Origin of the sequence: Paenibacillus sp. FSL R5-0519 (genome assembly GCF_037974275.1) — a bacterium.
Taxonomy (GTDB): Bacteria; Bacillota; Bacilli; order Paenibacillales; family Paenibacillaceae; genus Paenibacillus.
The window spans coordinates 5,365,101-5,389,226 of sequence record NZ_CP150234.1; the positions used below are offsets into that span (position 1 = coordinate 5,365,101).

Below are 24,126 nucleotides of genomic sequence, written 5' to 3' on the forward strand. Positions count from 1 at the left end.
CCCGAATGTCGGACGTCCCTGTCTCGTGCTGTTATTGGGCGTCGGCAATGTTATCTTTGGTAATCTTTTTGTATGCAATCCAGACGTATTTACCATCGGTAATATCGTATTTGGTATTTTCCTTCGTTGGTGTCTCACCTTTGGCAAGTACGGAAGCCAGTGCCACCGTGGCTGCACCCTGATTCTTGGCATCATTGAGCACCGTGCCCAGCATCGTTCCATCCTGTAGAGCCTGAATGGCTGGAGCTGTTGCATCTACACCTACAACCGGCATCGATTTGCCATCCTTGAAGTATCCGGCTGCTTTCAATGCCTCAATGGCACCCAAGGCCATGTCATCATTGTTCGCAAGAACGGCTTCAATCTTGTCGCCGTGGGATGCCAGGAAAGCTTGCATTTTCTCCTGACCCTTCACACGGTCCCACATGGCCGTGTCTTCCGCCAATGCTTCCACTTCGATACCGGCATCCTGGATGGCCTGAACCGAATATTTGGTCCGAAGCTCTGCATCCTGGTGACCCGGTTCCCCTTTCAGCATGACGTATTGCAGTTTGCCATCGCCGTTTTTGTCTGCTTCCGGATGTGCCTTCCAGTAGTCCACAATCAGCTGTCCAGAGATCGTACCGGACTCCTCCGCTTTTGCTCCGACGTAGTACACTTTATCCCACTTGTTCATATCTTCAGCCACGGGCTCACGGTTAAGAAAAACCACTGGAATGTTCGCTGCCTTGGCCTTGTCAATAATGACACCTGCTGCCGTCCGGTCCACCGGATTCACGGCCATGGCATTGTATTTCTTGGACACAAACAGATCGACCTTCTCGTTCTGGGTTGGCTGTGCATTCTGGCTATCCACAATATCCAGAGTCGCAACACCTTCCGCTGCTGCGGTCATCGCATTACGTACCCCCGTCATGAATGTATCATCGAATTTGTAGATGGCGACACCAATCTTGGGCGTTTCCGTCCCGGCTGCTGTTTGGCCTCCTGTATCTGTTCCCGTACTTCCACCTGCGCTGTCTCCACCGCTGCTACACCCAGCCGTCACAACCATACATGCTGTAATCAACAGTGTCATCCATGTTTTCTTCATATCCTAATGACCTCCCCCAAGTTCATTCGGCTTAACCGATGTCTTTATTATGAAAGGGTTTACATTAAATTCGAATACAATATCTTCACCTGTTCTATCGAAATCTTCCTCAAGTTATAAAGTGTCTTCATTGTACAAAAGGAAACAACAGTTTCTGGTTATCCATCCAGAACATATTGTCAGTACTCACCAGCTTCGTCTCAAGGAGAACTCTCGCTTGCACCTGTTGATTGTTCAGCCGTGCAACGGCTTGATTCAATCCCAGATAACCTGCACTGTATCCATTCTGCACGATGAGATGATCCAGGACCCCTTCCTGCAATTGCTCCAGTTGCTGTTGTTCACTGCCGAATCCAACAATTCTTACCTTTTCCGCAGCGTTACGTCGATTCAGTTCATCAGCTGCTCCCAGTGAAGCCGGTTCCTGAAGAGTGATAAAGCCATCCACATCCTGCTGGTCCAGCAATTGCTTCGCAGTCTGCCAACATCCATCCCGTGTATTACATATCGATTTGGGTTCCACTTGAATATCAGGATACTGTACCAGGACTTCCATTACCCCCTGCTCTCTCTGAATCAGACCGGAATTAACGGGGTCTGGACCCAATAAAGCTACACGCCCTCGCCCTTTTAGCAGCTCTGCCATGGCCTGGCCGGCCTGTATCCCTGCCTCGACATTATCCATGGAGATGATACTGGTTACACCTTTCACGGGAAATTCATCGTTAAGCACAATGACAGGAACGATGGTTCCATCGGAATTCGATGTCTTTGCCTCCTGAATAATATTGCTAAGTGCCTTCTCACTCAGGGGATCAACCAATAGAGCTGTTGCCCCCTGCTTCAGAGCCAATGCGGCTGCTTCAACCTGTGCCTGCTCTCGCACACTGCGAGACAACGTTTGGCTGTTCGGATTTGCCTGTTTGACCTTCATCTGACTTCGATCAGCGTCCAGAAGGGCAGGTGTGTACACATGACCCTCGGAAGGGTATGCTTCCACGGTAATCAGTTCCACCCCACTCTCTTTGGCAGCCGCTTCGGCACCAAGCCGGATGGCTTCCGCAAGTTCGCCAGTGCCTGCTGGTGTAATCAGCGCAATACGTGATGGTACTGTCGCAGCATCTGGACTCGAGAGGCCACAGGCACTGCTTATAAGCAGACAGAAGCTTGCAACTGTCCCAGTTAACAACCGACGTTTCCGAAATCCCGGGATGCTCGCAGCAACCTTTTTCCAATACGTAAAAATATTCAATCCTTTAACTCTACGGGCATCGTTCCTATTCACTTGTTTGTCCGTCATCAGGCTCGACCTCCTTCTGCTGCGATTGAATGGGAATTCGAATCCAGACCGTGGTGCCTTCTTCCAGCTCACTTGCAAATTCAAGACCGTAGCCCTCCCCGTAATAGAGCCGGATTCGGTCATGTACATTGCGTACCGCGACACCTGATCCTGCACCGCTTTTGACAACCGGACGGCCACTTAACAATCCCGACATCTGTTCTTCCGTCATGCCGACCCCATTATCTGTAATGCGAAACACCAACTTGTTGTCCTCACAATAAACATCGACCTCAATACTTCCTTCGTCCATGTGGTACTCGATGCCATGAACAATGGCGTTCTCAATCAGGGGTTGAAGCACCAGCTTTAAGGTCAGGCATTCCAGGAGCGTCTCATCTGCCTGAATGTTAAAGTTGAATTTGCGCTTGAATCTCATCTGTTGAATCGTCAAATAATGCTGCGCATGCTCCAGCTCTTCCCTGACCGTGATAATCGTTTTACCTTGACTGAGACTGATGCGGAACAGGCGCGAAAGAGATGTGATCATCGTGATCACTTCCTCATTACGGCTCATGCCTACCATGCGCACCACGGAATTCAGCGTATTATACAAAAAATGCGGATTGATCTGGGCCTGCAAGGCTTCCAGCTCCAGACGACGCTTCTGCTCCTGTTCATGAATGATCTCATCCATCAGGGTTCGGATTTTATTGACCATCAGGTTGAAGCGACGGGATAAACGTTCCACTTCAAGCGGTCCTTCGATAGGCAACTCCACGTTGAAATCCCCGCGCTCCACAGCCTTCATCTTGCGCTCCATTCGCCGGATCGGACGAGTCAGACTGGAGGAAAGAAACAGCGATACGAGAATGACCAGCACGAGCACAACGACCAATACACGAATGAGATATCCGTTCACTTCCTGACGTGTTGTCATAATTTCATCCAAATAGGCCACACCGACAATTTTCCATCCAATATTGGCAACGGACTTCACGGTATTTAGCCTTTTCTGACCATCTGCCTCATCTTCGTAACTGCCAGAAGCTACCAAAGCCTGTTCAATATTCTCGCTTTTGAGTCCCATATACATCAATTGCTGCTGGGGATGGTACACGATATTGCCCGCACTCTCATCGATAATGTAGACGTATCCCCGTTGCCCCAGACTGACCCGGCGGCTCAGTTCATCCATCTGTTTGAAATTGATATCGACCAGCAGAATGACTTTCCGATCCTGACCATTTTGCCGTATCGTTATGCCTTTGCTCATGGAAACGACCCATTTATATGGGCCTGTGTACATGTTCTGAATATGAGGTAACGAGAAACTCAGGTGATCCGGCACACGAAGCGCAGACTGAAACCACCCTTGCTGAGTCACATGGGCACTCGGTTTTAATTCAGCTGTAGGTCGATTTTTGAGCAAATGCCCTGTGGAATCGAGCAGGGTAATGGAGATGATATCTTCACGACTGCTGAGCAGTGTGTCAAGCTGTTTGTCCACCAATTCCCCTTCCCATGTCCCGTCACGTAGCATGTGCTCCTCAATGGCACGGTACAGATGAGACATACTGCGGACGTAATCCTCCAGGTTATAACTGACCTGATCCACAATCTGTCTCGTTGTCAGTTCGGCACTTCGCTCGGCAGCCTGGGTGAACTTGTCATGCAGAAGCATCGCCATGATGGTCAGCACCAGGACGATGAAGACGGAGAAGGACCACGTAATAATAAACCGGATACTGCTGACTCTGGACGAACGCAGCCTGGAGCGTAATTGAAGTCCCCTGAAGTTCAACCACTTAGACAAGAACTTCATCGGATGGAACCTTCACTTGCTACCTGGGAAGCCTGTTTACGATATTCTTTGGGCGAGACGCCAATATGTTTTTTGAAACAAAAACTGAAGTAATTCGGTTCAGCAAAGCCAACCTGCTCCGCAATCTCAAACGACTTCAGCTCTGTCGAGCGAAGCAGTTCACGGGCTGCCTCCATCCGGATCTGCATCAGGTACTGCAGGAAGGTAAGCTGCACTTCTTTTTTGAAAATGCCACAAAAATAACCGGAGCTGATATGCAAATGTCCGCACACCTTCTGAATGGACAGGTCAGGGTCGGCATAATGCTCTTTGGTGAAGACTAACGCCTGCTCAACAATATCCTTATATACATGCTGGCGACCACTGGCAATGCGATGTTGTACAAGTAGACAGACCTCCCGTACCTTCTTCTGTGCGTCAGTAAGACCTGGCAGTCGGAACAGATCTGCATACAATTGGAACCCTGCTCCAAAGATGTCCTCCATCTCTTCTCCGGATGCCTGCGCTGCCTTCCATACTGTTGTTAACACTTCAATCAGATAGAGCTGAATATCACTGCGCCCATGTTCCACTGTAATTTCCCGGAAAATGATCATCAGTGCTTCCTCCAGTTCCACTTGTGTACCCGCCTTAAGACAACGTGTCAGCGTCTGCTGCTTCAACTCGTCGAACCGCAGCTTGCCCGCCGTCTGCCGCTCTACATCCGCGATATATATGATTGAATCCGTTCCGGGTACAAGCCGATAATCCAAGGCGAGCAGGGCATCTTCATAGGCCTGATTCACCTCCGCAAGTGTATCCACGATCTGACCAGATCCCACCGTAGCGGGGATACGTAAGTAGTGATTGATGCTGCGCATCACATTTTCCAATGCCTTCTGTTGTCGCTTCGCGCCATCTGTACCGCCCAAGCGATCCACATAGAGCAGGACAATCGTCTCCTGATGCATAAAGGCATGACCAGCCCCGTGTTCCGCCCATACTTCTGCCGCAATGTTAAGTGCAGCAAAGCGTTTCAGTTCAGCATCTTCCGATTGACGCAATGAACCTCCGGGAACGAATAGCTCAGACTGATCCGCTTCCTCAGATGTTGATTGGTTATGCCGCGGCGGCAGCTCGTTGAATACTTCCTCAGGTTTGTCCTTCTGCACATCTCCTTCCATATGCAGTGTTAATACAGACACCCCGTAGCGTTTCCCTGCCAGATCCAAACCGCATTGTTTGGCTTTACTATGAATATATGTCGAAGATTTCTGCCGATGGAGCAAGGTCGCCATCAGATCTGCCTGCAGTAATGGCAAGCTGGTATGATAGTGCTCACGCAGCTGTTGTACATCTTCACGCTCGGCCACTTCAGCGGCCATCTGGGCGCGCAGTCTTGTGAGCAGTTCGGTGAGATGTCCTGCCGAGAACGGCTTCAACAGATATTCATCCACACTTAACGAGATGGCTTGCCTCGCATAATCAAATTCATCATATCCAGTTAAGATGACCACCTTCACAAGTGGATTACGCTTCCTCAATCTTTGCGCGAGTTCCAGACCATTCATGAAGGGCATGCTGATATCGGTCACCACAATATCCGGCTCCACCCGCTCCGCCATCTCCAAAGCTTCTCGCCCATTCTCAGCCAAACCGACAATCCGCAGATCGAGCGCTTCCCAATCGACCTCTACAACAAGTCCTTCCCGCACATCTTCTTCATCATCCACCAGCAGTACCCGGTACACGTTCGGATTCCTCCTTTTTATAATGGGCTGTAAGCCCTAACAACTGATATATGTGTGATATTGTGAATCATTGGATTTCTTATTTCTCACCGAATTTATGCCAAATGCTAAGGAATCATGTTGATCAGATCCAAGGTTGCCATCATAATATACAATATTATCAGGGATATGTAATCGCTTTCTTCAAGAGAGGTAAGGCAACCCTGTCGGGCAGTGCCTAAGTGAAATGTGAAGGAGAGTATATGAATGCCAAGGTTAGGTTAAAGTAATACAAACACGGAAATTTCGAAGAACTTCTAATAAGAGGGGTTTAATTCTAACTATCATATGGATCCTTTATTCTTGTTTTCACCGCTGATTCGTACTTAATGCTTTGATATAAATCATTGTCGTATCTGGATTGGTGTGCCCCATCATCTCCGCCAAACGGTGCAGTGGCGTATGCTCTGCCATGGCGTAGCCAAAACGATGACGCAGATCGTGTGAACTCAGACCTTCCAGTCCTGCTGCAATCATTACTTTTTTAATCAGATGGCGTAGTGCTCTCTCCGTTAAACGATCGTTTGTCTTTTCTGAAGGAAAAAGGTACGTATGATCGGTAGCAAAATCAGATAAGTACTGATTCAATATTACAATACACTGCATATTCAAAGGGACCTTACGCTCCCGGTTGCGTTTATCTGCTCTCACTGTCAGGTAAGCACTTCGTCTACCAAGTTCAATATCACCAGGCGTGAGATTGCATACCTCCATCGTTCGCAAGCCTGTATGGAACATAAGGGTCAGGATAGTCCGATCACGAAGAGAGTTAACGTACTCCACTGCCGCGAGGAACGCTTCTTCTTCTTCGGATGTCATTCGGCGTGGGCTGACTTTGTCTTCCGGAATGAATTTTAATGCTTTGGAGGGGTCATGATTGAGTCTGGATTCCAGGACAGCCCATTTGAAAAAACGCTTCAGCGTAATCAACCTGCGGTTAATGGTGGCTGGTTTCAATAGCATAACCTTGTGTGAATCTTCACGATAATGGACTAAAGTGGATGTATCTATGTCTTCAATTCTCAATGTAACCTTTTCCCCGAGCAGGGTGTTTTCCTTGTACCATTCGATAAAGTGCTTCAGATCACTTGCATATTCCTTCACGGTTTTGGGCTGTAATTCATCCTCATTGGCAAGCATATGAATGAATTCTTCTATCGTCGGCTCCCGCTGCACCGAAATCCCTGATGACTGATTCATTAGAAATTACCTCCAAATCTTGACTTATATTAGCGGACATGGTATTATCATATTAATCGATACATTAGCGGACATCAAGTCTGTGGTTTAAATGCACCAGGTGAGTGTCAATTTTTCAAATATACTCGTCATAATGATCGGCTAAAAACTTATTTTTTGGAGGAATCACATGCAAACAGGTACAGTGAAATGGTTCAACGCGGATAAAGGATTCGGCTTTATCGAAACTGAAGAAGGAACAGACGTATTCGTTCATTTCAGTGCAATTCAAGGTGAAGGTTACAAATCTTTGGACGAAGGTCAACGCGTTCAATTTGAAGTAACTCAAGGTAACCGTGGACCACAAGCTGAGAACGTTACTAAACTTTAATTATATGAAAGCTGCCTTATTAATAAGGCAGCTTTTTATTTACTCATAGGTTGTACAGCACAGAATTTCACACCCCAACAATGAAAGCGAGGTATTCCCCATGGATAAAGAACAATTGATCACAGAAGTAGCCAAGGCTGGCGGTTTCTCCAAGAAGAATGCTGAAAAGGCGGTAACCGTTGTACTGGACTCAATTCTGGAAGCTCTCAAAGAAGGTAAAGAAGTTCAACTGGTTGGATTCGGGAAATTTGAAGTACAGAAGCGTGAGGCAAGAACGGGAAGAAGTCGGAGAACAGGCAAAGAAATTCAACTACCTGCAGGTAAAGTTCCTGTATTCACAGCAGGCTTAAGCATGAAAGAAGCTTTAAATTAAACAACGCAACAACCCATTGAAAAGAGGTTTTTATTCAAACACACAATGATAATATGGATTTAAATGTCGTGTTTACTACCGTTGATGATATCATTAACTTTTATTCAGGCAAACAGACAAACACGGATCATGCAGAAACTCATACTCATTCAAAACCCCCACTAGCAAAGTCTGATTGTACTCTACGTCCCCCCATCCGCTAATCTAACATTTCATCTTGGACAATAAGAGGCCCTGATCCGCTCAAAACGGTCCAGGGCCTGATTTGCTTTGGTCAAATACACTTTCTACCTGCTCTACTTGCTGTTCAAAAGTCCGCGTAATATCTCTAGATCATATGTAGAGACAAGACGTTCCAGGTGCGTATCCAGCCACTCCTCATCCTGATCCCACCACTTCAATTCCAGCAGCAGTGCAATTGTTTCTTCATCAAAACGCTTTTTAACAGTTTTGGCTGGATTACCACCAACAATCGTATAGGGTTCGATATCCTTCACAACAGTTGAATTGGAGGCAACGATTGCCCCGTCTCCAATCGTGATACCAGGCATGATCGTCACATGTTGTCCAAGCCATACATCGTTCCCCAGTATCGTGTCACCCTTATATGGAAGCTGCTCAAGTGTAGGTGTCACACGATCCCATCCTCCACCGAAAATGTTAAAAGGATACGTCGTCATGCCCTCCATCCGATGATTGGCGCCATTCATAATGAATGTCACACCTTCCGCAATTGCACAGAACTTGCCAATAACCAGCCGATCACCAATAAAGTCATAATGATGTTGTATCCGGTCATAGAATTGTTCTGGCGGATTGGTGTTATCGCTATAATACGTATAATCACCGATGTCCACGTTGGAACGTGGCGGCAGGTTTTGAATGTAACATACGGTGCGGATATTCTCATTGGGGAAAAGTTTTGTTTTATCAGGAGCCATATTGAAGTCCCTCCTTTTCCCTATTGTAACAGGTTTATGTGAATGCAGAGCAAAAAGGGATTCGATCTGACCATCGAATCCCTTCTCTCATTCTCCGTACAACAACGTTGCACCACAGAAGATATTTCTTATTTGGATGTAAGGCTTACTTGTGCAGCAGCTTGATCCCAATCCACGGCTAATCCCAGTCCTTCTGAGATGAAGCGAACGGGTACGAGTGTGCGACTGTTTTGAATGATCGCTGGTGTATCAATTTCAATTGTCTCTCCATTTACGGTTGCTGTGCTACTTCCGATCTTGAGCACAAGAGTCTGGTCATTCAGAACGGTTGTTACGGTCTTCGCCGTTTTGTCCCAAGTCACTTCTGCACCAAGTGCTTCGAGAATTGCATACACAGGTACCATCACTCGGCCACTTTGCTGCAGTGGGTCCTGATCCGGGAAGGTAATTGATTTACCATCGAGTGTTACGGTAATGGTTTTGTCAGTTGTTCCAGATGAAGTATTCGAACCTGTCTCTTCCGAAGTCTCAGGCAGCGGCGTTACTTCACGCCCAAGTTGCTCTTGCAGATTCGCAAGGCGGTTCAGTGCAAATGTGGTTAGTGACCCGGCTGCCATGGAGCCCATACCTCCGCCTCCACCGCCAAAGTTACCGCCAGGACGTGTCTGCGTATTGCCGGTGCTATCTGTTGTTCCTGTTCCCGTTGTGCCATCCGGAGGAGTTGCTCCATCCGGAGGTGTCATTCCTTCGAAACCTTCCGGCGGCGTCATACCTTCCATGCCCTCAGGTGGTGTCATTCCCTCAAACCCTTCTGGTGGTGTACCGCCCATACCACCCGCTGCTGCATCTGCATTTGCAGAATAAGCAATGTTGGATTCAAACTGTTCGGTCGTATAGAATTTCGTTGGATCGGCTTCTACATAAGGACGAATCTCATCAGCAAGGCCAGTAATACGATCCTGAATGCCTTCCATATAGTCCGTCAATTCATTGACGTAGCTCATATATTTTTCTTTATACTCAGGTACAGCAAGCAGGTTGTTAATCATCGGTACATTTTCCATGCTAATGCCCAGTACAGGCTCATCCACAGATACGTTCGTTGCATTGGTGTTGGTCGTGGTTGATCCGGTTGTTGTGCCACGCCCGCCTCCACCAGAGTATCCATTGAAGGACATGTTAAAGTCCCACGGCACAACTGTAAACTTGCCATCCGCATCGCCATAGAGCATGTAGTTGTGTCCTTTGTCGCCGTTATAACTGTCATAATTGCCAAAAACCATGTTGCCTGCAATATATTGAAGCGCCGAATCCACGTCCAGCACGCTCTCAATATCACCCTTTTCGCCTTCTGGCATCTCGTTCAGCGTTTGGATGAAGGTTTTTAATTTGGCTTTGTCCTCATCCGTACCCAAGTCTTTGGTAATTGTGCTGTAGTCGCTGCCCTCTTCATATTGAAGATAACTTTTCTCATCCGTATCATAGAGTACGCCTTCTTCGTAATCCTCACCGTAGTTGCGTTCCAAGTAACTGTCATCTACGGCTTCAACCCCGGTGTAGAAACCGACCAGTTCGCCATTAACATACAGATTGACGTAGTTTGTCATCGGCACATCCATGCCAATACTGCGAAGCGCTTCATAGTGAAGTACCTCACGCATATAGGATGGATCAGCATAGTTGTTATTCAGCACCATTTTGTCCAGTCCGAGTAAGGTTTGTGTTTTGTCGTATTTGTCGAACTTGAGTCTGAAGCTGTATCGATCCGAATCCTCCATCGAGGCTACGGCTTTCAAGGTCAGGTTGCCCTTGGTGGAGAAACCAACGTTGTCCAGCTTGTTGCCGTCCACCTCCACACTCACACTCTTGTAATCCTTATCGAGCGGACTTTCAAGCATACTCTTCCAGTCTGCATCATCAATCGTTACATTCACGTCAATGACGTTATCCGTCTGGAACAATGATTCATACGCTTGCGTCACGCCTGCACTCGCGGTTGTTGCTGTACTTTCTGCAGCATATGCCGCATTCGGACTTGCAATCAGGCCAAAAGATGACGTTACCATGGTGACGGATAATGCCGTTACTGCTGCTTTTCGTAATAAATTATTCAAAATGATAAATCCTCCTTCTTGGTTTCTGTTAAGCAACTGAGGCTTATGTAACTATGGTAGAGGACGAACCTTTAGTGAATCTTAAATGAATGGGTACCATCAAGACACACCTGTAATTCATGGTCCAAAAGAAGAATTCGTCGACATACATGAAGTCATGCAAAAGTGCATTTTAATTCCATGGAACCGGTTCATAAGACCTATTTTACTTGAAATATCTAACATTAGTATGTCGAAATAACGATATAACAGAGGAGTAGAACTTACCTGGAGTTCGTATACGTGAATATCAAAATGCCGTACGAAAACTTTTACAGAAGCAAAAAAGAATTTAATAGATCCAAAATTACATAGCGCGTACAACGTCCAGGATAAGTCCTTCGTCACAATCATAGAAGGAGTGAACCATCTTGTTTAATAAGCTTCGCTGGAGTACCATGCCTTTCTTTATCAAAAATTTGGTGATTTCATTCGGCAGTATCACGTTGATTGGTGTAATCCTGATCACTGCCGCATATCAATTGCAGAAAAACATTCTGGTTGAACAGCTGCACGACCAGGCTACCGTCATCACCCAGAAATGGTACGATGATCTCGACACTGCCAAAGTGGCAGAAGCGGCTAAGGAAAAAAGCTACTCCGGTCCTGTACAGCAGGAAATGAAAGCTTACCTTGATTCCATCCATGAGTTCTATCCAAACATCGCACAGGCGTACATTTTCGGTTCAGAACTTGAAGAAGGAGACGGAACGTCCATCATCGCCATTCCAACGAACCTGTTGGAACCATTTGAGGAAGGTAATCTGCCCGCAGGTGCCATGTATCCGCTACCTCAAAATAACGTTGTGGTGCTGGAACAGATGAAAAAGGACGGGAAGCCTGCTTTCAGTGATTTCTACACGGACGAGTACGGAACTTGGACCACACTGATCTACCCTATTAATAATGCAGATGGCTCCATGTACGCTGCTCTTTACTTCGATGTTGATGCAAGTGCCGTTCCAAAAGGACTTAAGGAATTGCTTACGTACGGATTGATGTTCCTTGTCGGATTCCTGATCCTGTTCATGGTGTTGCAATTCATATTGCTGAAAAGAACGTTGCTTCCAATTCGCAACCTGATGAAAGGTATCGAAGAAGTCAGCACGGGTAATCTGGACGTAATCATCGACACCGGGCGAGATGATCTGGGTATCATCAACGAGAAGTTTAATGCGATGATCCATCGCTTCAATACAACCATCTACAAAGTCCAGAATACTTCACATCACCTCTCGGAATCTTCCAAACAACTCCTGGGCATTTCCGAGAAAAATAATGTGAACATTCAATCCATCAGCACCAATATTCGGGAGATATCCACCGGACTGGTGTCTCAGGACAAAGCAACGGTAGAGAATGCACGTGCCATGACAGAGATGTCAACGGTCGTACAGACCATCGCCAGCAGTTCAGCTGATGTGGCAGACGAAGCACTCAGCATGGAGCAGCGCTCCAGTACAGGTAATGTGGTGATGCAGCAAGTTATTGAGCAGATGCGCTTGATCTCCGGTGCAGTACAAAATACGTCGAACTCGATTCAGTCGTTGGAAAATAACTCGAATGAGATTAGCAACATTGTTAACCTCATTACGGAGATTGCCGGACAAACCAACTTGCTGGCGCTCAATGCTTCCATTGAGGCAGCACGCGCGGGTGAAGAAGGACGAGGTTTTGCCGTGGTTGCAGGCGAGGTGCGTAATCTGGCGGAACAATCCCAGGAATCAGCCAAGCAGATTCGACAGTTAATTGAGGAGATCCAGCGGGATATCACTCAGTCTGCCGCGGCGATGCAGTTGGGTTCCAAGGAAGTAACGAAAGGCTTGGAAGTTACCCAAGAGACAGGTGTATTCTTCGAGAATATTCTGACTGCTACGAATAAAGTTGCAAACCAGATTCAGGATATCTCCAGTTCTACCGAAGAAATCTCAGCAAGTACACAAGAAATGTCTGCTACGGCGGATGAACTCTCTGCCAATGTCAGCAAGGCAGCGAATAGCAGTAAACAAATTGAACAGTCCATTGAAGAGCAGGAAGCCTCCATGGCTGCCATTGTGAGTGCATCCGATGAACTCTCGGTTGTATCCGAGCAGCTGCAAGAACTGATCTCATTCTTTAAAGTACGAGCAGAATAGAAGCAATAAGTCGCAGTTAACAAAAATTACGACACAGTAAAAACCAAGGCTCATGAGTCATTAACTCGAAGCCTTGGTTTTTTGTTGTTACCAGAGTAGGTGGATAGGTTCCAGGTATCATTTAACAGGCAGTAATAATTCTTCTGCATTCATAATCATCTTTTTCTCGTCATTGTAGCTGAATTGTTGAACCTCCACTCCACTCTATAATCCAGCAGCTGCTTTAATTTCTTTTCTCTGAGAAACGATTAACAATTGTAACTTTTCTGTTCCAAATGCTCCTGCTGAGAAAGCATTTGCTTTTGGGTAATAAACCATTCGAAAAGATGTTCCATCTTGAAGGTGTACACGTAAAAAAATTCCTGTCTCATGCTTGGATTTCTTATACACTTCATCAAAGCTAACATATCGCAACGGCAGAAGCTCGTTCATGAATTCGGATGCGGCTTCCTGGGGGAAGTTACCGATTGGACTCCCGTCATTGCCACTTTCAAGGCTGACTTTTTCCACTTTGCCTTTAATGTCCATCAGGTCTCCCATTGTCTTCGCATGGGGATTTTCTTTTGCTTCGTAAACCTTATTATTCGCTACCACGCGATAATGTGACTTATAACCTTTTAGTTCATATATAACCGTTCCAATTGGAAGATATGCCGCATCTCCATTCTCGGTCACGTGATCCGCACACACATGCTCGTTTATCATGTAGCTCACTTCCCCTATCCTGTCCCCAATTTGCTCTGCAGGTACCTCTTTGGTCCCTTCGTTGTTTTGAAAGTATGTAACATCATTGAACATCAGAAAATCAATCCATTCAATGGTTCCCGGGCATCCCTTCGTTGATTCCTTTGCCACTTCTTCCGTATTCGTTTCATGGGGTTTGGAAGTTACTTCCCCCTTATTCGATATTCCACAGCCAACAATAATGACTAACATCAAAAGCATACTCAAACGCCGACTCCAATATTTAAATGGTTTCATTCTCAATCACCTCAACCTGTTAGACGGATTCAATGAAGACATAGTTACAAGCTTTTCACGATCAGCTATTCTAGTCATTAAACACATAAGAACAGGGAACAGTTATGTGGGCCAATGTGCTCCTTGGTGTACTTCATGCAGGCTACTTCTCTGGATCATTCAAAAAACAGGTGATCGTAGTTCTATCCGTTGTTATACAAAAAAAACACGGACAGTATAACTATCTGTGTTTTTATTACAGGTATTGGGAACTCAGTTAGATACAAAATCCATTCTCGTCCTCTTACCAAAATTTCAATCACGCACTCCATACAGAGTACGATTTAGAATACTTGTAGCATCATTATTTACTGTAATGTTACTGCTACCGCTGGTTTCAATTACCTAAACAACATTTAAAGTTGATTTGGCTTGTAATACTCGCATCCTAGCCTCTTAAAATCACTGTCCCATGTTACTACTGGCATGTTAATTGTTTTTGATTTTGCGCTAAGATAACAGTCCACAATGTCAACGTTACCCTGTTCAACAAACAGTCTTAAAGCATCTTTCATGTAATCTTCCTCAAAGATAATGTTATCAATTTGCGATAGACTAAGCAGGGCATTTCCTACATCAACATTAGAATGCTTGTAATGTGATTTCAGTACCCAACATGTTTCAATAATTACTGGTGATGAAACAATTACCTGAAAATCTCCGCTATCTAGCATTTCAGAAACTTTTTCAAACTGCTCCTTATCGTCTTGAGTGAACAACCGTACTAGTATGTTTGTATCAGCCAAACAATCCATTACTATTCTCCTTTTTTGTAACTGTTCCCCACCCAGTCAATCGCTGACTTCCTAGCCTCCTGAAGATCATGTTCTTGACCTGTCTTTAAGATTCCTACAAGATCAGTTAACTTTTTCTGTTTCCTAACTTCTAATTTTGCTTCACCATTTTGGATAATTACAATAATTTTGTCGCCTGTTGCTATGCCTAGTTGTTTCCTTACCTCAACTGGAATCGTAACCTGTCCTTTCGAAGTTACCTTACCTGATTCATACATACTCATACACTACTACCTCCTACTCTATTACCCATATTACAATGTAATACTCTAATGTTCAAGTATTACTTTTTACGTCAGGTAATATACATTCCAAGTATAGTCATTTGGAATTAAATTTCTAATGCTGACTAATTTCAGCGTCAATATGTAAGCCCAAAGCTGTTTTACATGTTCATGTGTATTAAAACTTCAACTTCCTAGTCATAAGTAGATAATTGCCGTTCCAATGTACTTCCTTAATGTAATTTATTCCCACTAATGTGGTCATTAAGGACAATATTTCGATCGACGCACTCTATACAGAGTGCGACAGCGAAAAACACGTATCTCAACAATCTGAGCCATCAAAAACACGTTTTTTCACTAATATTCTATGACTTTCTATATCATTATTCAGCCAAATTATACCCCTCAAAATAATTATTTTCCCTATTCAAAAAAATTTCTGAGGTGCGAATCCCTCAGAATTTTCATGCGAGCATCACATTCGCACCTTTCCCATCCGTTTATGACAATGATCACATCCATCTTCCCTGTTCAAATGCTACAGTTGTTAACGACCAACTGACCATAATAGTAATACGGTCAATAATGTATTTACCTTATTATTATCCTTTCAATCTACAAGGAGGTCTATATACGATGAAAACGATAGATCGAAGGCAACAGGTTATGGACTCTGCCGAGAAATCCTTTGCCCTGTTTGGCTACAAGGCCACAACGATGGAGCAGGTTGCGAGACTTGCCAATGTGGGCAAGGGAACGATCTATACTTTTTTCGAAAATAAAGAAGAACTGTTCAGCGAGATTCTGCGCTCAATCATTACGGACATGAGACAGATTACAGAGCAGACCGTGAAGGAAGAAAATTCCTTTCTGGATAACGTGCATATGAGTATGGACTCTCTGCTGGAGTACCGGGAGGAACATGAGTTGTTGATCAAGCTTTTTCAGGAGGTTAACGAGTTCGGTACACTGCAAGCCAAGGAAGGTTTGCAGCAAGTGGAGACAGCCATTCTCGAATATCTGGAGCGTCAGGTCAGCCGTGCCATGGAGTTGGAGCAGATTCGCAGAGACGATCCCAAACTGGTTTCTTTTGTCCTGCTGAAGCTGTATGTCACCTTAACCTCGGATTGGAACAAAGCGCATCCTACGCTGCATAAGGATCAGATCAAGGATTTTGTGGGCCTCTTTCTCAAGAATGGCTTATCCCCCACCTAGAGAAAGGTAACCTACTATATCCAACACATAATAGAGACAGAACAAATGGATGAGCGTAAGGATAGGGAGAGAACATGATGAAATCATTCCACGTATTTGGGCAGGATCTGAAGTCCGCCCTCAAGAAACCAAAAGTATTTATTCCGATTCTCGTTGTACTGTTCATTCCGGTATTGTATAGCGGCCTGTTCCTGAATGCATTCTGGGACCCTTATGGCAAAATGAATGAATTACCTGTAGCCGTGGTCAACACGGATCAGGGTGCAGTCTACAACGACAAATCACTGGAGGTCGGTCAGAATCTGATCGATGAATTGAAAAAAAGCGATGATTTCAACTGGCAATTCGTCACTCGTGAACAAGCAGATCAAGGCATGGAAGACAATAAATATTATATGACGATTGTTATTCCGGAGGACTTTTCCTCCAAAGCAACAACCCTGATGGATGAGCACCCTGAGCCAGCAGATCTGATCTACGAACCCAATGAAGGATACAACTTCCTCGCGGGTCAGATCGGTGGCACGGCGGTCAAACAAATTCGCTCCAAAGTTGCTGCCAAAGTCACAGAATCGTATACCGAAACGTTATTGGATCAGGTCGAAAAAATCTCAGGCGGTCTTGCGGATGCCGGGGATGGCGCAGGTCAGATTCATGATGGTGCGATCAAGCTGGATGAGGGTGCTGCTACATTAAAAGAGAACCTGTCTAAACTGGCAGCTGGCACCGACAAGCTCGAAACGGGCGTAGTTTCGTTAAAAGAAGGTACTTTCACTCTCGCCCAAGGCACAGGTGATCTTCATACTGGCGCAAGCGCCCTGTCCAGTGGGCTGTCGCAATTGGCAGCAGCAGGCACGAAGCTAAGTGATGGAGCCACCCAGGCTGAAGCTGGCGGCAAGCAGTTACAGGCTGGCCTTCAATCTGCTCAGGAAGGCGCGGCTAAGCTGGATGCAGGGCTGGCGGCTTCCGAGGAAGGTAGTGCGAAGCTAACAGCTGGACTGCAAAGCACTGTTGAGGGCAGCGGCAAAGTTAGTGTTGGTGCCAAAGCGGTTGCACAAGGCCTTGCCCAATTGGCTGAAGCCAGTCCGGAACTGGCCGCAAGTCCTGCTGTGCAGCAGCTCCTGGCAGCCAGTCAAGCCGTAGCCGCTGGCAGTGAACAGGTGTATCAGGGCGGACAGCAATTGGTCGCAGGCAGCCAAAACCTGTACGCTGCACAACAACAACTGCATCAAGGCAGCAGCCAGTTGGTACAGGGTGAACAACAACTGGTACAAGGAGCTGCGCAGTTATCCGCCGGACACGAAAAGCTTGCGACGGGCCTACAGCAATTCAATTCCAAATTATCCGAAGCAGCGTCTGGAGCAGCCAAACTTGCGGACGGTTCAGGTCAATTGGATGCTGGTGCAGGCAAGTTGGTTGCGGGTGTAAGCCAGCTCACAGACGGAATCTCAACACTTGCAGATGGCTCACATAAGCTGGATGACGGTGCCGGTCAGTTAAAAGAAGGTACGTTGACGTTAACGGATGGCTCTGGTGAACTTGCCAACAAGCTGAATGAAGCGGCTGAGCAGACGGGAAGTGTGAAAAAGACCGATGAACTGGTAACGATGTATGCAGAGCCTGTTCAGGTCGATGAGCATAAATATAATGAGGTACCTAACTACGGTACAGGATTCTCGCCATACTTCCTGTCACTGGGACTGTTTGTCGGGGCATTGATCGCCACGTTGGTTGTGCCAACACGCGGCAGCACGGTTAGCGAGGCAAGTGGCTGGAATCGTTTTGTGAGCAAAACGCTGGCTTTCACGCTCATGAGTGCTGTGCAGTCTTTGCTTGCTTCATGGCTGGTCTTGTACGGCTTGGGTCTGAATGTTCAGAGCGTCCCGTTGTTCCTCTTGTTCAGCTTTGTGACCAGCCTAAGCTTCATGTACATTATTCAGGCATTGGTGACTTGGTTGGAAAATCCGGGACGATTCCTCGCAATTCTGATGTTAATCTTTCAGCTTACGACCAGCGCGGGCACCTTCCCGCTCGAACTGATTCCAAACTGGTTGAAGGTGTTTAATCCATGGCTGCCTATGACCTATTCGGTAACAGGTTATAAAGCAGTTATCTCAAGCGGACAGTTCGGCGTGGCTTGGGATCAGATCGGCATTCTGTGCATATTCGCCGTGATTGGTCTTGGAGGAACCCTAACGTATTTCCTGATGCACCGCACCACGGAGAACGAAAACGTAAGCAGTAAAGTCGTACTTCAATCGTAGTATGAAAAAATAGACAAGGCATATCCCCTTGTCCTGACTCGCTGGATGATCGCAAGTCTGGGCTAAAAGGATATGCTTTTGTCTTTTTGTGAGTTTCGATATTCAGTTTAGCCATGATCCTTCACAATGTGTTGGTTCAGAAAACTCAGAAAATCACCTTGCATGGAGCCAAGGGTAAGCATTTTCTTGATCATGCTAAATCGCCAATGGGTACCATTGAGCTGGAATGACCATATAGCGGAGAGCCCCATTCCAGATTTTAATTTTTTATTTTTCAGATCATCCAAAGCAAAATCAACCATTTCTACAACTTTCGAGGAAAATACATTGAGAAAGAGAACTTTTAATCTGTCTCTATTGATTAGTAAAATCGCTTTGCTCGTCGGTGATGAAATCGTCTGTGAAATGGCGTAACAGGCCAGCATATCAGGTTCTCTGTATGGTTCAGCTAAACGGTATATAGATTTTCTAGTGATCAATAGCATTTATATTCTTCCTATTCCTTTTCCTAGTATGTAGAGTACATATCAGAACTCGAGACAGCAAAAGAAAATAACAGCGCGAGCGTAATCAGTAATACATACAACGCTACACTGATGATTCCACAGACAAGGCCAGCAATGGCTAATCCTCTGCCCTGTTCCATGCGGGTCTTCATTTCTTTGAGCGATATAGAGGCAATGATGATGGCAACAATACCAATCAGTAATCCCACGTATGGAATTACGATGGACAATATGCCCAAGACAAGAGCTGCAATCGATTTACTATTGGTTTTTGGTATTACATAAGGTGGTGGTGGAAGTGTGTCGTTATAATAACGATCCACATCATTTTCGCGATCGCGATGTCCCAAGGTAAATCCTCCCTGTTTATTAAGTATGTTCATTATAATGTTTTAGAGGGAATGAGTGTACCATATTTTGTAAATAGCGAGTTGTTATTAATTTTATTGTATCCACCCTCTGAACACATAATTGAAGCGTAAGCTTAAACATTTTACTTCTAGAATATGAAGTTTAGAACTCGTTGTGTTTTAGTATTTTTTGTTTGGAATTATGAGTTATACCTCTTATCGAGTTCGAACACATAGGAATGTAGTCACTTTGATCATATTGACCCTGGTAATTATTATCTGGAACATATACCTGTGGACGTAAAGCATTATTTTAAAAAGCAAAAAGAACGCAGTCCCTTAGTACTCACAGGATTGCGTTCTTTCCACATTTCTTAGACGCAATGTCTTCTATCCTTCCACTTCCACCCGCTGCAAAAATGTCCGAGTACGTGCAAGCTTCGGATTGCCGAAGATCTGTTCTGGCGGTCCCGCCTCTGCGATCTCCCCGTTATCCATGAAGAACACACGATCCGCAACATCACGGGCGAAGCCCATCTCATGCGTGACAATCATCATCGTCATATTTTCCTGCGCAAGTTGTTTGATTACGCGTAACACTTCCCCGGTCAGCTCCGGATCGAGGGCCGATGTCGGCTCATCAAACAGAAGAATGTCAGGCTGCATCATGAGTGCGCGGGCAATGGCAACACGCTGTTTCTGTCCACCGGACAGATTGGCTGGATAAGCGTCGGCCTTGTCCGACAGTCCAACTTTTCCGAGTAATTCCAGACTGCGGTACCGGATGACGTTTGAGCTTTCTTTTTTCAAAGTCTTCGGTGCGAGTTCCAGATTAGCCTGTACGGTCAGGTGTGGGAACAGGTTGAAATGTTGGAATACCATGCCCATGCGATCCGTCATCTTGCGAATATCTGCTGCACCCACGTAACGGCCGTTATCGACCAATGTCTGATCCTGAATGCGAATCGTTCCGCCCGAGATATCCTCCAGATGAATCAGGCTGCGCAGCATCGTACTTTTCCCCGAACCCGAGGGCCCGATTACGGCGATCACTTCGCCTGGTTCCACGTTGAAGGATACCTGCTTTAGCACATCAAGTGTGCCGAATGATTTTCTCAACTCTTTTACTTCTATTATATGTGTCATATGCAGACAGTCCTTTGATTGATCAGTTTTATTTTATTCATATGAAAACCGCTTCTCCAGTGCCTTGAACAGCAAAGTAAGCACGAGAGTCATGAGCAGATACATAATCGCCGCTACGAAGAACGGGATTAACTGCAAATCCCGATTCACTGCCGCTTGGGCGTAATACAACAGCTCGGGTACAGCCACCGCATAGAGCAGTGCCGTATCCTTGATCAGCGTAATGGACTCATTGGCCGTTGCAGGCAACACTACACGAATCATCTGAGGAATAATGACTTTGGTCATCGTCTGCCACTTCGTCAATCCAAGGACCTTTGCCGCCTCATGTTGCCCTTTATCAATGGACAGCAGTCCGCCCCTGAAGATTTCAGCAAAGTACGCCGCATAGTTCAGGATGAATGCAATCCCCGCTGCTACAAAGCGATCAAACACCAGATACTCTCCAATCACCGGAAGCAACGGTAAACCGAAGCAGAAGAATAGAATTTGGAGCAACAGTGGTGTTCCTCGCATCACGTAGACGTAGGTATGAGCAATCCACGCCAGTGGTTTAATCTGGCTTCTCATCGCGAGCGTGACCGCAAATCCAAGCGGCACAGATAACACGATCGCCAGCAAGAACATGAAAATGGTGGTCTGAGCACCCTCTAGCATCGGTTTTAAAATGGTCAATATATAGTCCCAACTCATTATTTTATCTCCTCTAATCTGTTAACCCCGCATTCCTCTGGGGCAGCATGTATCGCTCCAGCGTGGAATACGGGGTCCGTTTTGTTCAAACTATATATCAGGTGTGTAACCTGCCTATTTCAGAACCTTGTCTTCACCCAACCATTGGGTGGAGATTTTAGCTGCTGTTCCGTCTGCATTGAGTTCATCCAGCGCTTTTTGCAGCTGATTCAAGAGCTCTTCATTGCCTTTTTTGATACCAATTCCGTATTGTTCCGGTGCAAGAGATTCATCCAGCAGTTTGAAGGTTCCCTCTTCCTTGGACATGTAGTATCTCGCTACCACTTCATCGATGATGACCGCATCCAGACGTTTCGTCTTCAGATCAGTCAGCGCAAGCACGTTATCTTTGAATTCGGAAGCTTTTACTTTATCCTTCAGGGGACTAGCTGCCAGTGCATCTGCCGCTGAGGACAACGCCTGCAACCCCACATTTTTGCCATCGAGTTCATCCAGCTTCGTAATTGGCGAGTCCGCCAGTGTAATCGCGACCTGACTGTTTTCCAGATAAGGCTTCGTGAAGAGCACTTTCTCTTTGCGCTCATCCGTAATGGTGTATCCGTTCCAGATCATGTCGATTCGACCACTATTCAGCTCCGATTCTTTGGAAGACCAGTCGATCGGCTGGAATGTGATTTCTTTACCCATTTTCTCCGCTGCAGCTCGTGCGTAATCAATATCAAAACCAACAATTTCATTCTGCTCATCTCGGAAACCCATTGGAGCAAACTTATCGTCAATTCCTACAACAATCGTGTTATCGTCTTTGCTTGCGGAACTGGAACAACCCGCTACAATCAATACACATATACTAATGAATAATAGTAGAATCGCTTTTTTTCTCATCTCTCAAACCCCTCCATGTCTATAACCAAAACCAAAACGCTTTAGTTCGTTACCACGTTATCAGAGATTTATAATAACATAGCATGGAAGAAGAGTCGAGTCTCTTGCCTATTTCCTTCTATTTCATGCAACTTAATTGTCAACAATTTGTGAAAAAGCTGCTTTCACTTGTGCCGTTTCCACGAGCTTCTCGCGTACAATCGAATTCCATAGCTCCAGGTTCTGAAGCTTCTCTAATTCCGTACCTGTCCATTGTTGGGCAGATTCACGACGTAAGGTATAGCTGGTATTCTCTAACTGGTAGACTACCTGCTCCAGATTATCGATCATCACAAAGTTCGCAATCGCATTATATACCAGTATCCGCTCAAGTTCCTCTGTATCCATCTCGTGCGTATCCAAGCTATAATTCACTTGAGCCGTGAACGTCTCCGGGTACAGTTGGTAACCATCCAATCTTTCTCGTAAAGGTAAGGCCTGATTCAAATGACTAAGGTTGGAATTATCACCCATGTAGGGACTGCGGTATTTCACTAAAGCGGCAAAATCATGCGTCAGCGGATTATTCTGCTCTGCTTCATACTGATCCTGCTGTGCCTCGATCCTCGGATTAACGAAACCCTCCACGAACACAAGGCCAACCACACCGAGAACAACGAGTGCAATAATCCATATATTTTTCCCTCTCATGACACATCACTCACTTCATATTTGCTAATGATCCGATACGCCCGATGCACTACCAAAGGAATAATAACGCTCAGTAGCGGGATAGCAAAGGCAATGGCCATCACAGCAAACTGATAAGGTCCATCCACCTGAATGGGTCGATTAAACCAGATGTTGCTTCCAAATCGCAACGCCGCCTGTGTTCCCCATAGTACAATCATGAACACCGCCCATAACCACCAAATTCTGCGATTCCACCGCATAAAGGCATCGGTTTGAATCACTGTAGTTTTCACTGAAGTTGCCGGATCATTCGTCCTGTTAGTCAACATATACAATACATATGATCCCCCAACAAGGAGGCTCACGAGCATAAGCAGGTTGTTTATGGCGGAGCCTTGCATCACCACTCTCGTTGGAATGGTTATGATCCAGGCTATAAGGCAATATATCAGAGCAGACTGTAATAACGCTGTCCAGTACGGAACACGTTGTACTCTCCGATGGTCACTCATCACTTGATCCATACCAGCGATATGCTGAATGGCGGTCTGGAAAGCCTTCTCTTCATTCATCCCCTGCGAGATATAATCGTCAATCCGCGCAGCGAGATTACTGTGAATCTCTTCTTTTAATTCCCGATTATCCAATGTATCTGGTGCGTGAGCGAACAGACGATTCACATGACGGGTGATGCGAGCTTCCAATCTCATAGGTCTTCATCTCCTTTTTCTCCAGTGACAATCATACAATCAATCAGTGCCTTGGCTGCCTGCCAAGCTTGAACCTGCCCTCTATAGGCTTCGAGGCCTTGCACTGTAATCCGGTAATATTTGCGTCGTCCTCCCTGCGTCTCTTCCCCCCAGTAGGACTCCACATATCCACTCTTCTCCAGCCTCTTCAAACTGGAATAAAGCGTAGGTTCCTTCAATTCAAACTGCTCTCCACTCTTGCGATAGATATCCTTAATAATGCTGTAACCATAGTTATCAGAAGGTATAAGTACACTCAGAATGATGGGGTCAATATTGCCCCGAATCAGATCACTGTTAATTACTTGAACATCCATCTGCTAAATTCACCGACTTTCTTCCATCCTTCGTATACTATAAGACATATTACTATGTCTGTAAAGGTAATATGCATCACATGGTAAATATGCCTCAAAGTGAGCAACGTTGCAATATTCCTCTCTTGCTTTTCGCATGGAAGGAATAAA

The 24,126-nt window shown here is 45.7% G+C and carries 23 protein-coding genes; 5 read left to right on the forward strand and 18 right to left on the reverse strand.

What is annotated here, in order from left to right:
• Positions 1 to 31: 31 nt before the first annotated feature.
• From MKY73_RS24200 to MKY73_RS24220, 5 genes are all read right to left on the reverse strand, one after another.
• Positions 32 to 1,093, reverse strand: coding sequence for a galactose ABC transporter substrate-binding protein (locus MKY73_RS24200; protein WP_105600894.1), 1,062 nt, complete (start codon positions 1,091 to 1,093; stop codon positions 32 to 34).
• Positions 1,094 to 1,220: 127 nt separating this feature from the next.
• Positions 1,221 to 2,393: a substrate-binding domain-containing protein gene (locus tag MKY73_RS24205; RefSeq protein WP_339303778.1), complete on the reverse strand. Its 1,173-nt coding sequence runs from the start codon at positions 2,391 to 2,393 to the stop codon at positions 1,221 to 1,223.
• Positions 2,371 to 4,197 (reverse strand): sensor histidine kinase, encoded by a 1,827-nt coding sequence (locus MKY73_RS24210; protein ID WP_339303779.1) that lies wholly within the window; start codon positions 4,195 to 4,197, stop codon positions 2,371 to 2,373. Before MKY73_RS24210 ends, MKY73_RS24205 begins: the two co-directional genes overlap by 23 nt.
• On the reverse strand, positions 4,194 to 5,927 hold the full coding sequence (locus tag MKY73_RS24215; protein WP_339303780.1) for a response regulator: 1,734 nt from the start codon (positions 5,925 to 5,927) through the stop codon (positions 4,194 to 4,196). Before MKY73_RS24215 ends, MKY73_RS24210 begins: the two co-directional genes overlap by 4 nt.
• A 348-nt stretch (positions 5,928 to 6,275) precedes the next feature.
• On the reverse strand, positions 6,276 to 7,166 hold the full coding sequence (locus tag MKY73_RS24220; protein ID WP_339240016.1) for a tyrosine-type recombinase/integrase: 891 nt from the start codon (positions 7,164 to 7,166) through the stop codon (positions 6,276 to 6,278).
• A gap of 169 nt (positions 7,167 to 7,335) precedes the next feature.
• Between MKY73_RS24220 and MKY73_RS24225 the strand changes: the two genes are divergently transcribed.
• Positions 7,336 to 7,536, forward strand: a complete 201-nt coding sequence (locus tag MKY73_RS24225) for a cold-shock protein (protein ID WP_017690333.1) — start codon at positions 7,336 to 7,338, stop codon at positions 7,534 to 7,536.
• Between the two features lie 100 nt (positions 7,537 to 7,636).
• The gene (locus MKY73_RS24230; RefSeq protein ID WP_169480336.1) at positions 7,637 to 7,909 is read left to right on the forward strand and encodes an HU family DNA-binding protein; all 273 of its coding nucleotides are present in this window, start codon (positions 7,637 to 7,639) and stop codon (positions 7,907 to 7,909) included.
• A 296-nt stretch (positions 7,910 to 8,205) separates the two neighbouring features.
• On the opposite strand, the gene MKY73_RS24235 is transcribed toward MKY73_RS24230, so the two are convergent.
• Together MKY73_RS24235 and MKY73_RS24240 are read right to left on the reverse strand one after the other, a co-directional pair.
• Entirely contained in the window at positions 8,206 to 8,850 is a 645-nt protein-coding gene (locus tag MKY73_RS24235; protein ID WP_339303781.1) for a Vat family streptogramin A O-acetyltransferase, read from the reverse strand.
• A 128-nt stretch (positions 8,851 to 8,978) separates the two neighbouring features.
• Complete coding sequence (locus MKY73_RS24240) at positions 8,979 to 10,964, reverse strand: CotH kinase family protein (RefSeq protein ID WP_339303782.1); 1,986 nt, start codon at positions 10,962 to 10,964, stop codon at positions 8,979 to 8,981.
• Positions 10,965 to 11,401: 437 nt separating this feature from the next.
• Here MKY73_RS24240 and MKY73_RS24245 point away from each other — a divergent pair, with 437 nt between their 5' ends.
• A complete protein-coding gene (locus tag MKY73_RS24245; protein WP_339308734.1) occupies positions 11,402 to 13,138 on the forward strand; it encodes a HAMP domain-containing methyl-accepting chemotaxis protein in 1,737 nt (578 codons plus the stop codon).
• Positions 13,139 to 13,342: 204 nt separating this feature from the next.
• Here MKY73_RS24245 and MKY73_RS24250 read toward each other — a convergent pair whose 3' ends face one another.
• The 3 genes from MKY73_RS24250 to MKY73_RS24260 all read right to left on the reverse strand — a co-directional run bounded on the left by MKY73_RS24250 (position 13,343) and on the right by MKY73_RS24260 (position 15,176).
• Positions 13,343 to 14,119, reverse strand: coding sequence for a hypothetical protein (locus MKY73_RS24250; protein ID WP_339303783.1), 777 nt, complete (start codon positions 14,117 to 14,119; stop codon positions 13,343 to 13,345).
• A 395-nt stretch (positions 14,120 to 14,514) separates the two neighbouring features.
• Positions 14,515 to 14,913, reverse strand: a complete 399-nt coding sequence (locus tag MKY73_RS24255; protein ID WP_339303784.1) for a PIN domain-containing protein — start codon at positions 14,911 to 14,913, stop codon at positions 14,515 to 14,517.
• Between the two features lie 2 nt (positions 14,914 to 14,915).
• The gene (locus MKY73_RS24260) at positions 14,916 to 15,176 is read right to left on the reverse strand and encodes an AbrB/MazE/SpoVT family DNA-binding domain-containing protein (RefSeq protein ID WP_100528578.1); all 261 of its coding nucleotides are present in this window, start codon (positions 15,174 to 15,176) and stop codon (positions 14,916 to 14,918) included.
• Between the two features lie 639 nt (positions 15,177 to 15,815).
• On the opposite strand from MKY73_RS24260, the gene MKY73_RS24265 reads away from it, so the two are divergent.
• On the forward strand, positions 15,816 to 16,394 hold the full coding sequence (locus tag MKY73_RS24265) for a TetR/AcrR family transcriptional regulator (RefSeq protein WP_339239997.1): 579 nt from the start codon (positions 15,816 to 15,818) through the stop codon (positions 16,392 to 16,394).
• Between the two features lie 77 nt (positions 16,395 to 16,471).
• A complete protein-coding gene (locus MKY73_RS24270) occupies positions 16,472 to 18,658 on the forward strand; it encodes a YhgE/Pip domain-containing protein (RefSeq protein WP_339308736.1) in 2,187 nt (728 codons plus the stop codon).
• 107 nt (positions 18,659 to 18,765) lie between these two features.
• Here MKY73_RS24270 and MKY73_RS24275 read toward each other — a convergent pair whose 3' ends face one another.
• The 8 genes from MKY73_RS24275 to MKY73_RS24310 form a co-directional block, all read right to left on the reverse strand.
• A complete protein-coding gene (locus MKY73_RS24275; protein WP_339303785.1) occupies positions 18,766 to 19,143 on the reverse strand; it encodes a hypothetical protein in 378 nt (125 codons plus the stop codon).
• A gap of 23 nt (positions 19,144 to 19,166) precedes the next feature.
• A complete protein-coding gene (locus MKY73_RS24280; RefSeq protein ID WP_339308738.1) occupies positions 19,167 to 19,487 on the reverse strand; it encodes a DUF4190 domain-containing protein in 321 nt (106 codons plus the stop codon).
• A gap of 417 nt (positions 19,488 to 19,904) precedes the next feature.
• Complete coding sequence (locus MKY73_RS24285) at positions 19,905 to 20,660, reverse strand: amino acid ABC transporter ATP-binding protein (RefSeq protein ID WP_339303786.1); 756 nt, start codon at positions 20,658 to 20,660, stop codon at positions 19,905 to 19,907.
• A gap of 33 nt (positions 20,661 to 20,693) precedes the next feature.
• The gene (locus MKY73_RS24290; RefSeq protein WP_339239992.1) at positions 20,694 to 21,353 is read right to left on the reverse strand and encodes an amino acid ABC transporter permease; all 660 of its coding nucleotides are present in this window, start codon (positions 21,351 to 21,353) and stop codon (positions 20,694 to 20,696) included.
• A gap of 114 nt (positions 21,354 to 21,467) precedes the next feature.
• Positions 21,468 to 22,238 (reverse strand): amino acid ABC transporter substrate-binding protein, encoded by a 771-nt coding sequence (locus MKY73_RS24295; protein WP_036672520.1) that lies wholly within the window; start codon positions 22,236 to 22,238, stop codon positions 21,468 to 21,470.
• A 132-nt stretch (positions 22,239 to 22,370) separates the two neighbouring features.
• On the reverse strand, positions 22,371 to 22,928 hold the full coding sequence (locus MKY73_RS24300) for a DUF4825 domain-containing protein (protein ID WP_339303787.1): 558 nt from the start codon (positions 22,926 to 22,928) through the stop codon (positions 22,371 to 22,373).
• The gene (locus tag MKY73_RS24305; protein ID WP_339303788.1) at positions 22,925 to 23,620 is read right to left on the reverse strand and encodes a permease prefix domain 1-containing protein; all 696 of its coding nucleotides are present in this window, start codon (positions 23,618 to 23,620) and stop codon (positions 22,925 to 22,927) included. Before MKY73_RS24305 ends, MKY73_RS24300 begins: the two co-directional genes overlap by 4 nt.
• Positions 23,617 to 23,976, reverse strand: coding sequence for a PadR family transcriptional regulator (locus MKY73_RS24310; RefSeq protein WP_339303789.1), 360 nt, complete (start codon positions 23,974 to 23,976; stop codon positions 23,617 to 23,619). Before MKY73_RS24310 ends, MKY73_RS24305 begins: the two co-directional genes overlap by 4 nt.
• Between the last annotated feature and the right edge of the window lie 150 nt (positions 23,977 to 24,126).

Coding starts and splice junctions, on each gene's coding strand:
- MKY73_RS24200 (WP_105600894.1), bottom strand. CDS start 1,093: ATGAAGAAAACATGGATGACACTGTTGATTACAGCATGTATGGTTGTG.
- MKY73_RS24205 (WP_339303778.1), bottom strand. CDS start 2,393: ATGACGGACAAACAAGTGAATAGGAACGATGCCCGTAGAGTTAAAGGA.
- MKY73_RS24210 (WP_339303779.1), bottom strand. CDS start 4,197: ATGAAGTTCTTGTCTAAGTGGTTGAACTTCAGGGGACTTCAATTACGC.
- MKY73_RS24220 (WP_339240016.1), bottom strand. CDS start 7,166: ATGAATCAGTCATCAGGGATTTCGGTGCAGCGGGAGCCGACGATAGAA.
- MKY73_RS24225 (WP_017690333.1), top strand. CDS start 7,336: ATGCAAACAGGTACAGTGAAATGGTTCAACGCGGATAAAGGATTCGGC.
- MKY73_RS24230 (WP_169480336.1), top strand. CDS start 7,637: ATGGATAAAGAACAATTGATCACAGAAGTAGCCAAGGCTGGCGGTTTC.
- MKY73_RS24235 (WP_339303781.1), bottom strand. CDS start 8,850: ATGGCTCCTGATAAAACAAAACTTTTCCCCAATGAGAATATCCGCACC.
- MKY73_RS24245 (WP_339308734.1), top strand. CDS start 11,402: ATGCCTTTCTTTATCAAAAATTTGGTGATTTCATTCGGCAGTATCACG.
- MKY73_RS24250 (WP_339303783.1), bottom strand. CDS start 14,119: ATGAAACCATTTAAATATTGGAGTCGGCGTTTGAGTATGCTTTTGATG.
- MKY73_RS24255 (WP_339303784.1), bottom strand. CDS start 14,913: ATGGATTGTTTGGCTGATACAAACATACTAGTACGGTTGTTCACTCAA.
- MKY73_RS24260 (WP_100528578.1), bottom strand. CDS start 15,176: ATGAGTATGTATGAATCAGGTAAGGTAACTTCGAAAGGACAGGTTACG.
- MKY73_RS24265 (WP_339239997.1), top strand. CDS start 15,816: ATGAAAACGATAGATCGAAGGCAACAGGTTATGGACTCTGCCGAGAAA.
- MKY73_RS24270 (WP_339308736.1), top strand. CDS start 16,472: ATGAAATCATTCCACGTATTTGGGCAGGATCTGAAGTCCGCCCTCAAG.
- MKY73_RS24275 (WP_339303785.1), bottom strand. CDS start 19,143: ATGCTATTGATCACTAGAAAATCTATATACCGTTTAGCTGAACCATAC.
- MKY73_RS24285 (WP_339303786.1), bottom strand. CDS start 20,660: ATGACACATATAATAGAAGTAAAAGAGTTGAGAAAATCATTCGGCACA.
- MKY73_RS24290 (WP_339239992.1), bottom strand. CDS start 21,353: ATGAGTTGGGACTATATATTGACCATTTTAAAACCGATGCTAGAGGGT.
- MKY73_RS24295 (WP_036672520.1), bottom strand. CDS start 22,238: ATGAGAAAAAAAGCGATTCTACTATTATTCATTAGTATATGTGTATTG.
- MKY73_RS24300 (WP_339303787.1), bottom strand. CDS start 22,928: ATGAGAGGGAAAAATATATGGATTATTGCACTCGTTGTTCTCGGTGTG.
- MKY73_RS24305 (WP_339303788.1), bottom strand. CDS start 23,620: ATGAGATTGGAAGCTCGCATCACCCGTCATGTGAATCGTCTGTTCGCT.
- MKY73_RS24310 (WP_339303789.1), bottom strand. CDS start 23,976: ATGGATGTTCAAGTAATTAACAGTGATCTGATTCGGGGCAATATTGAC.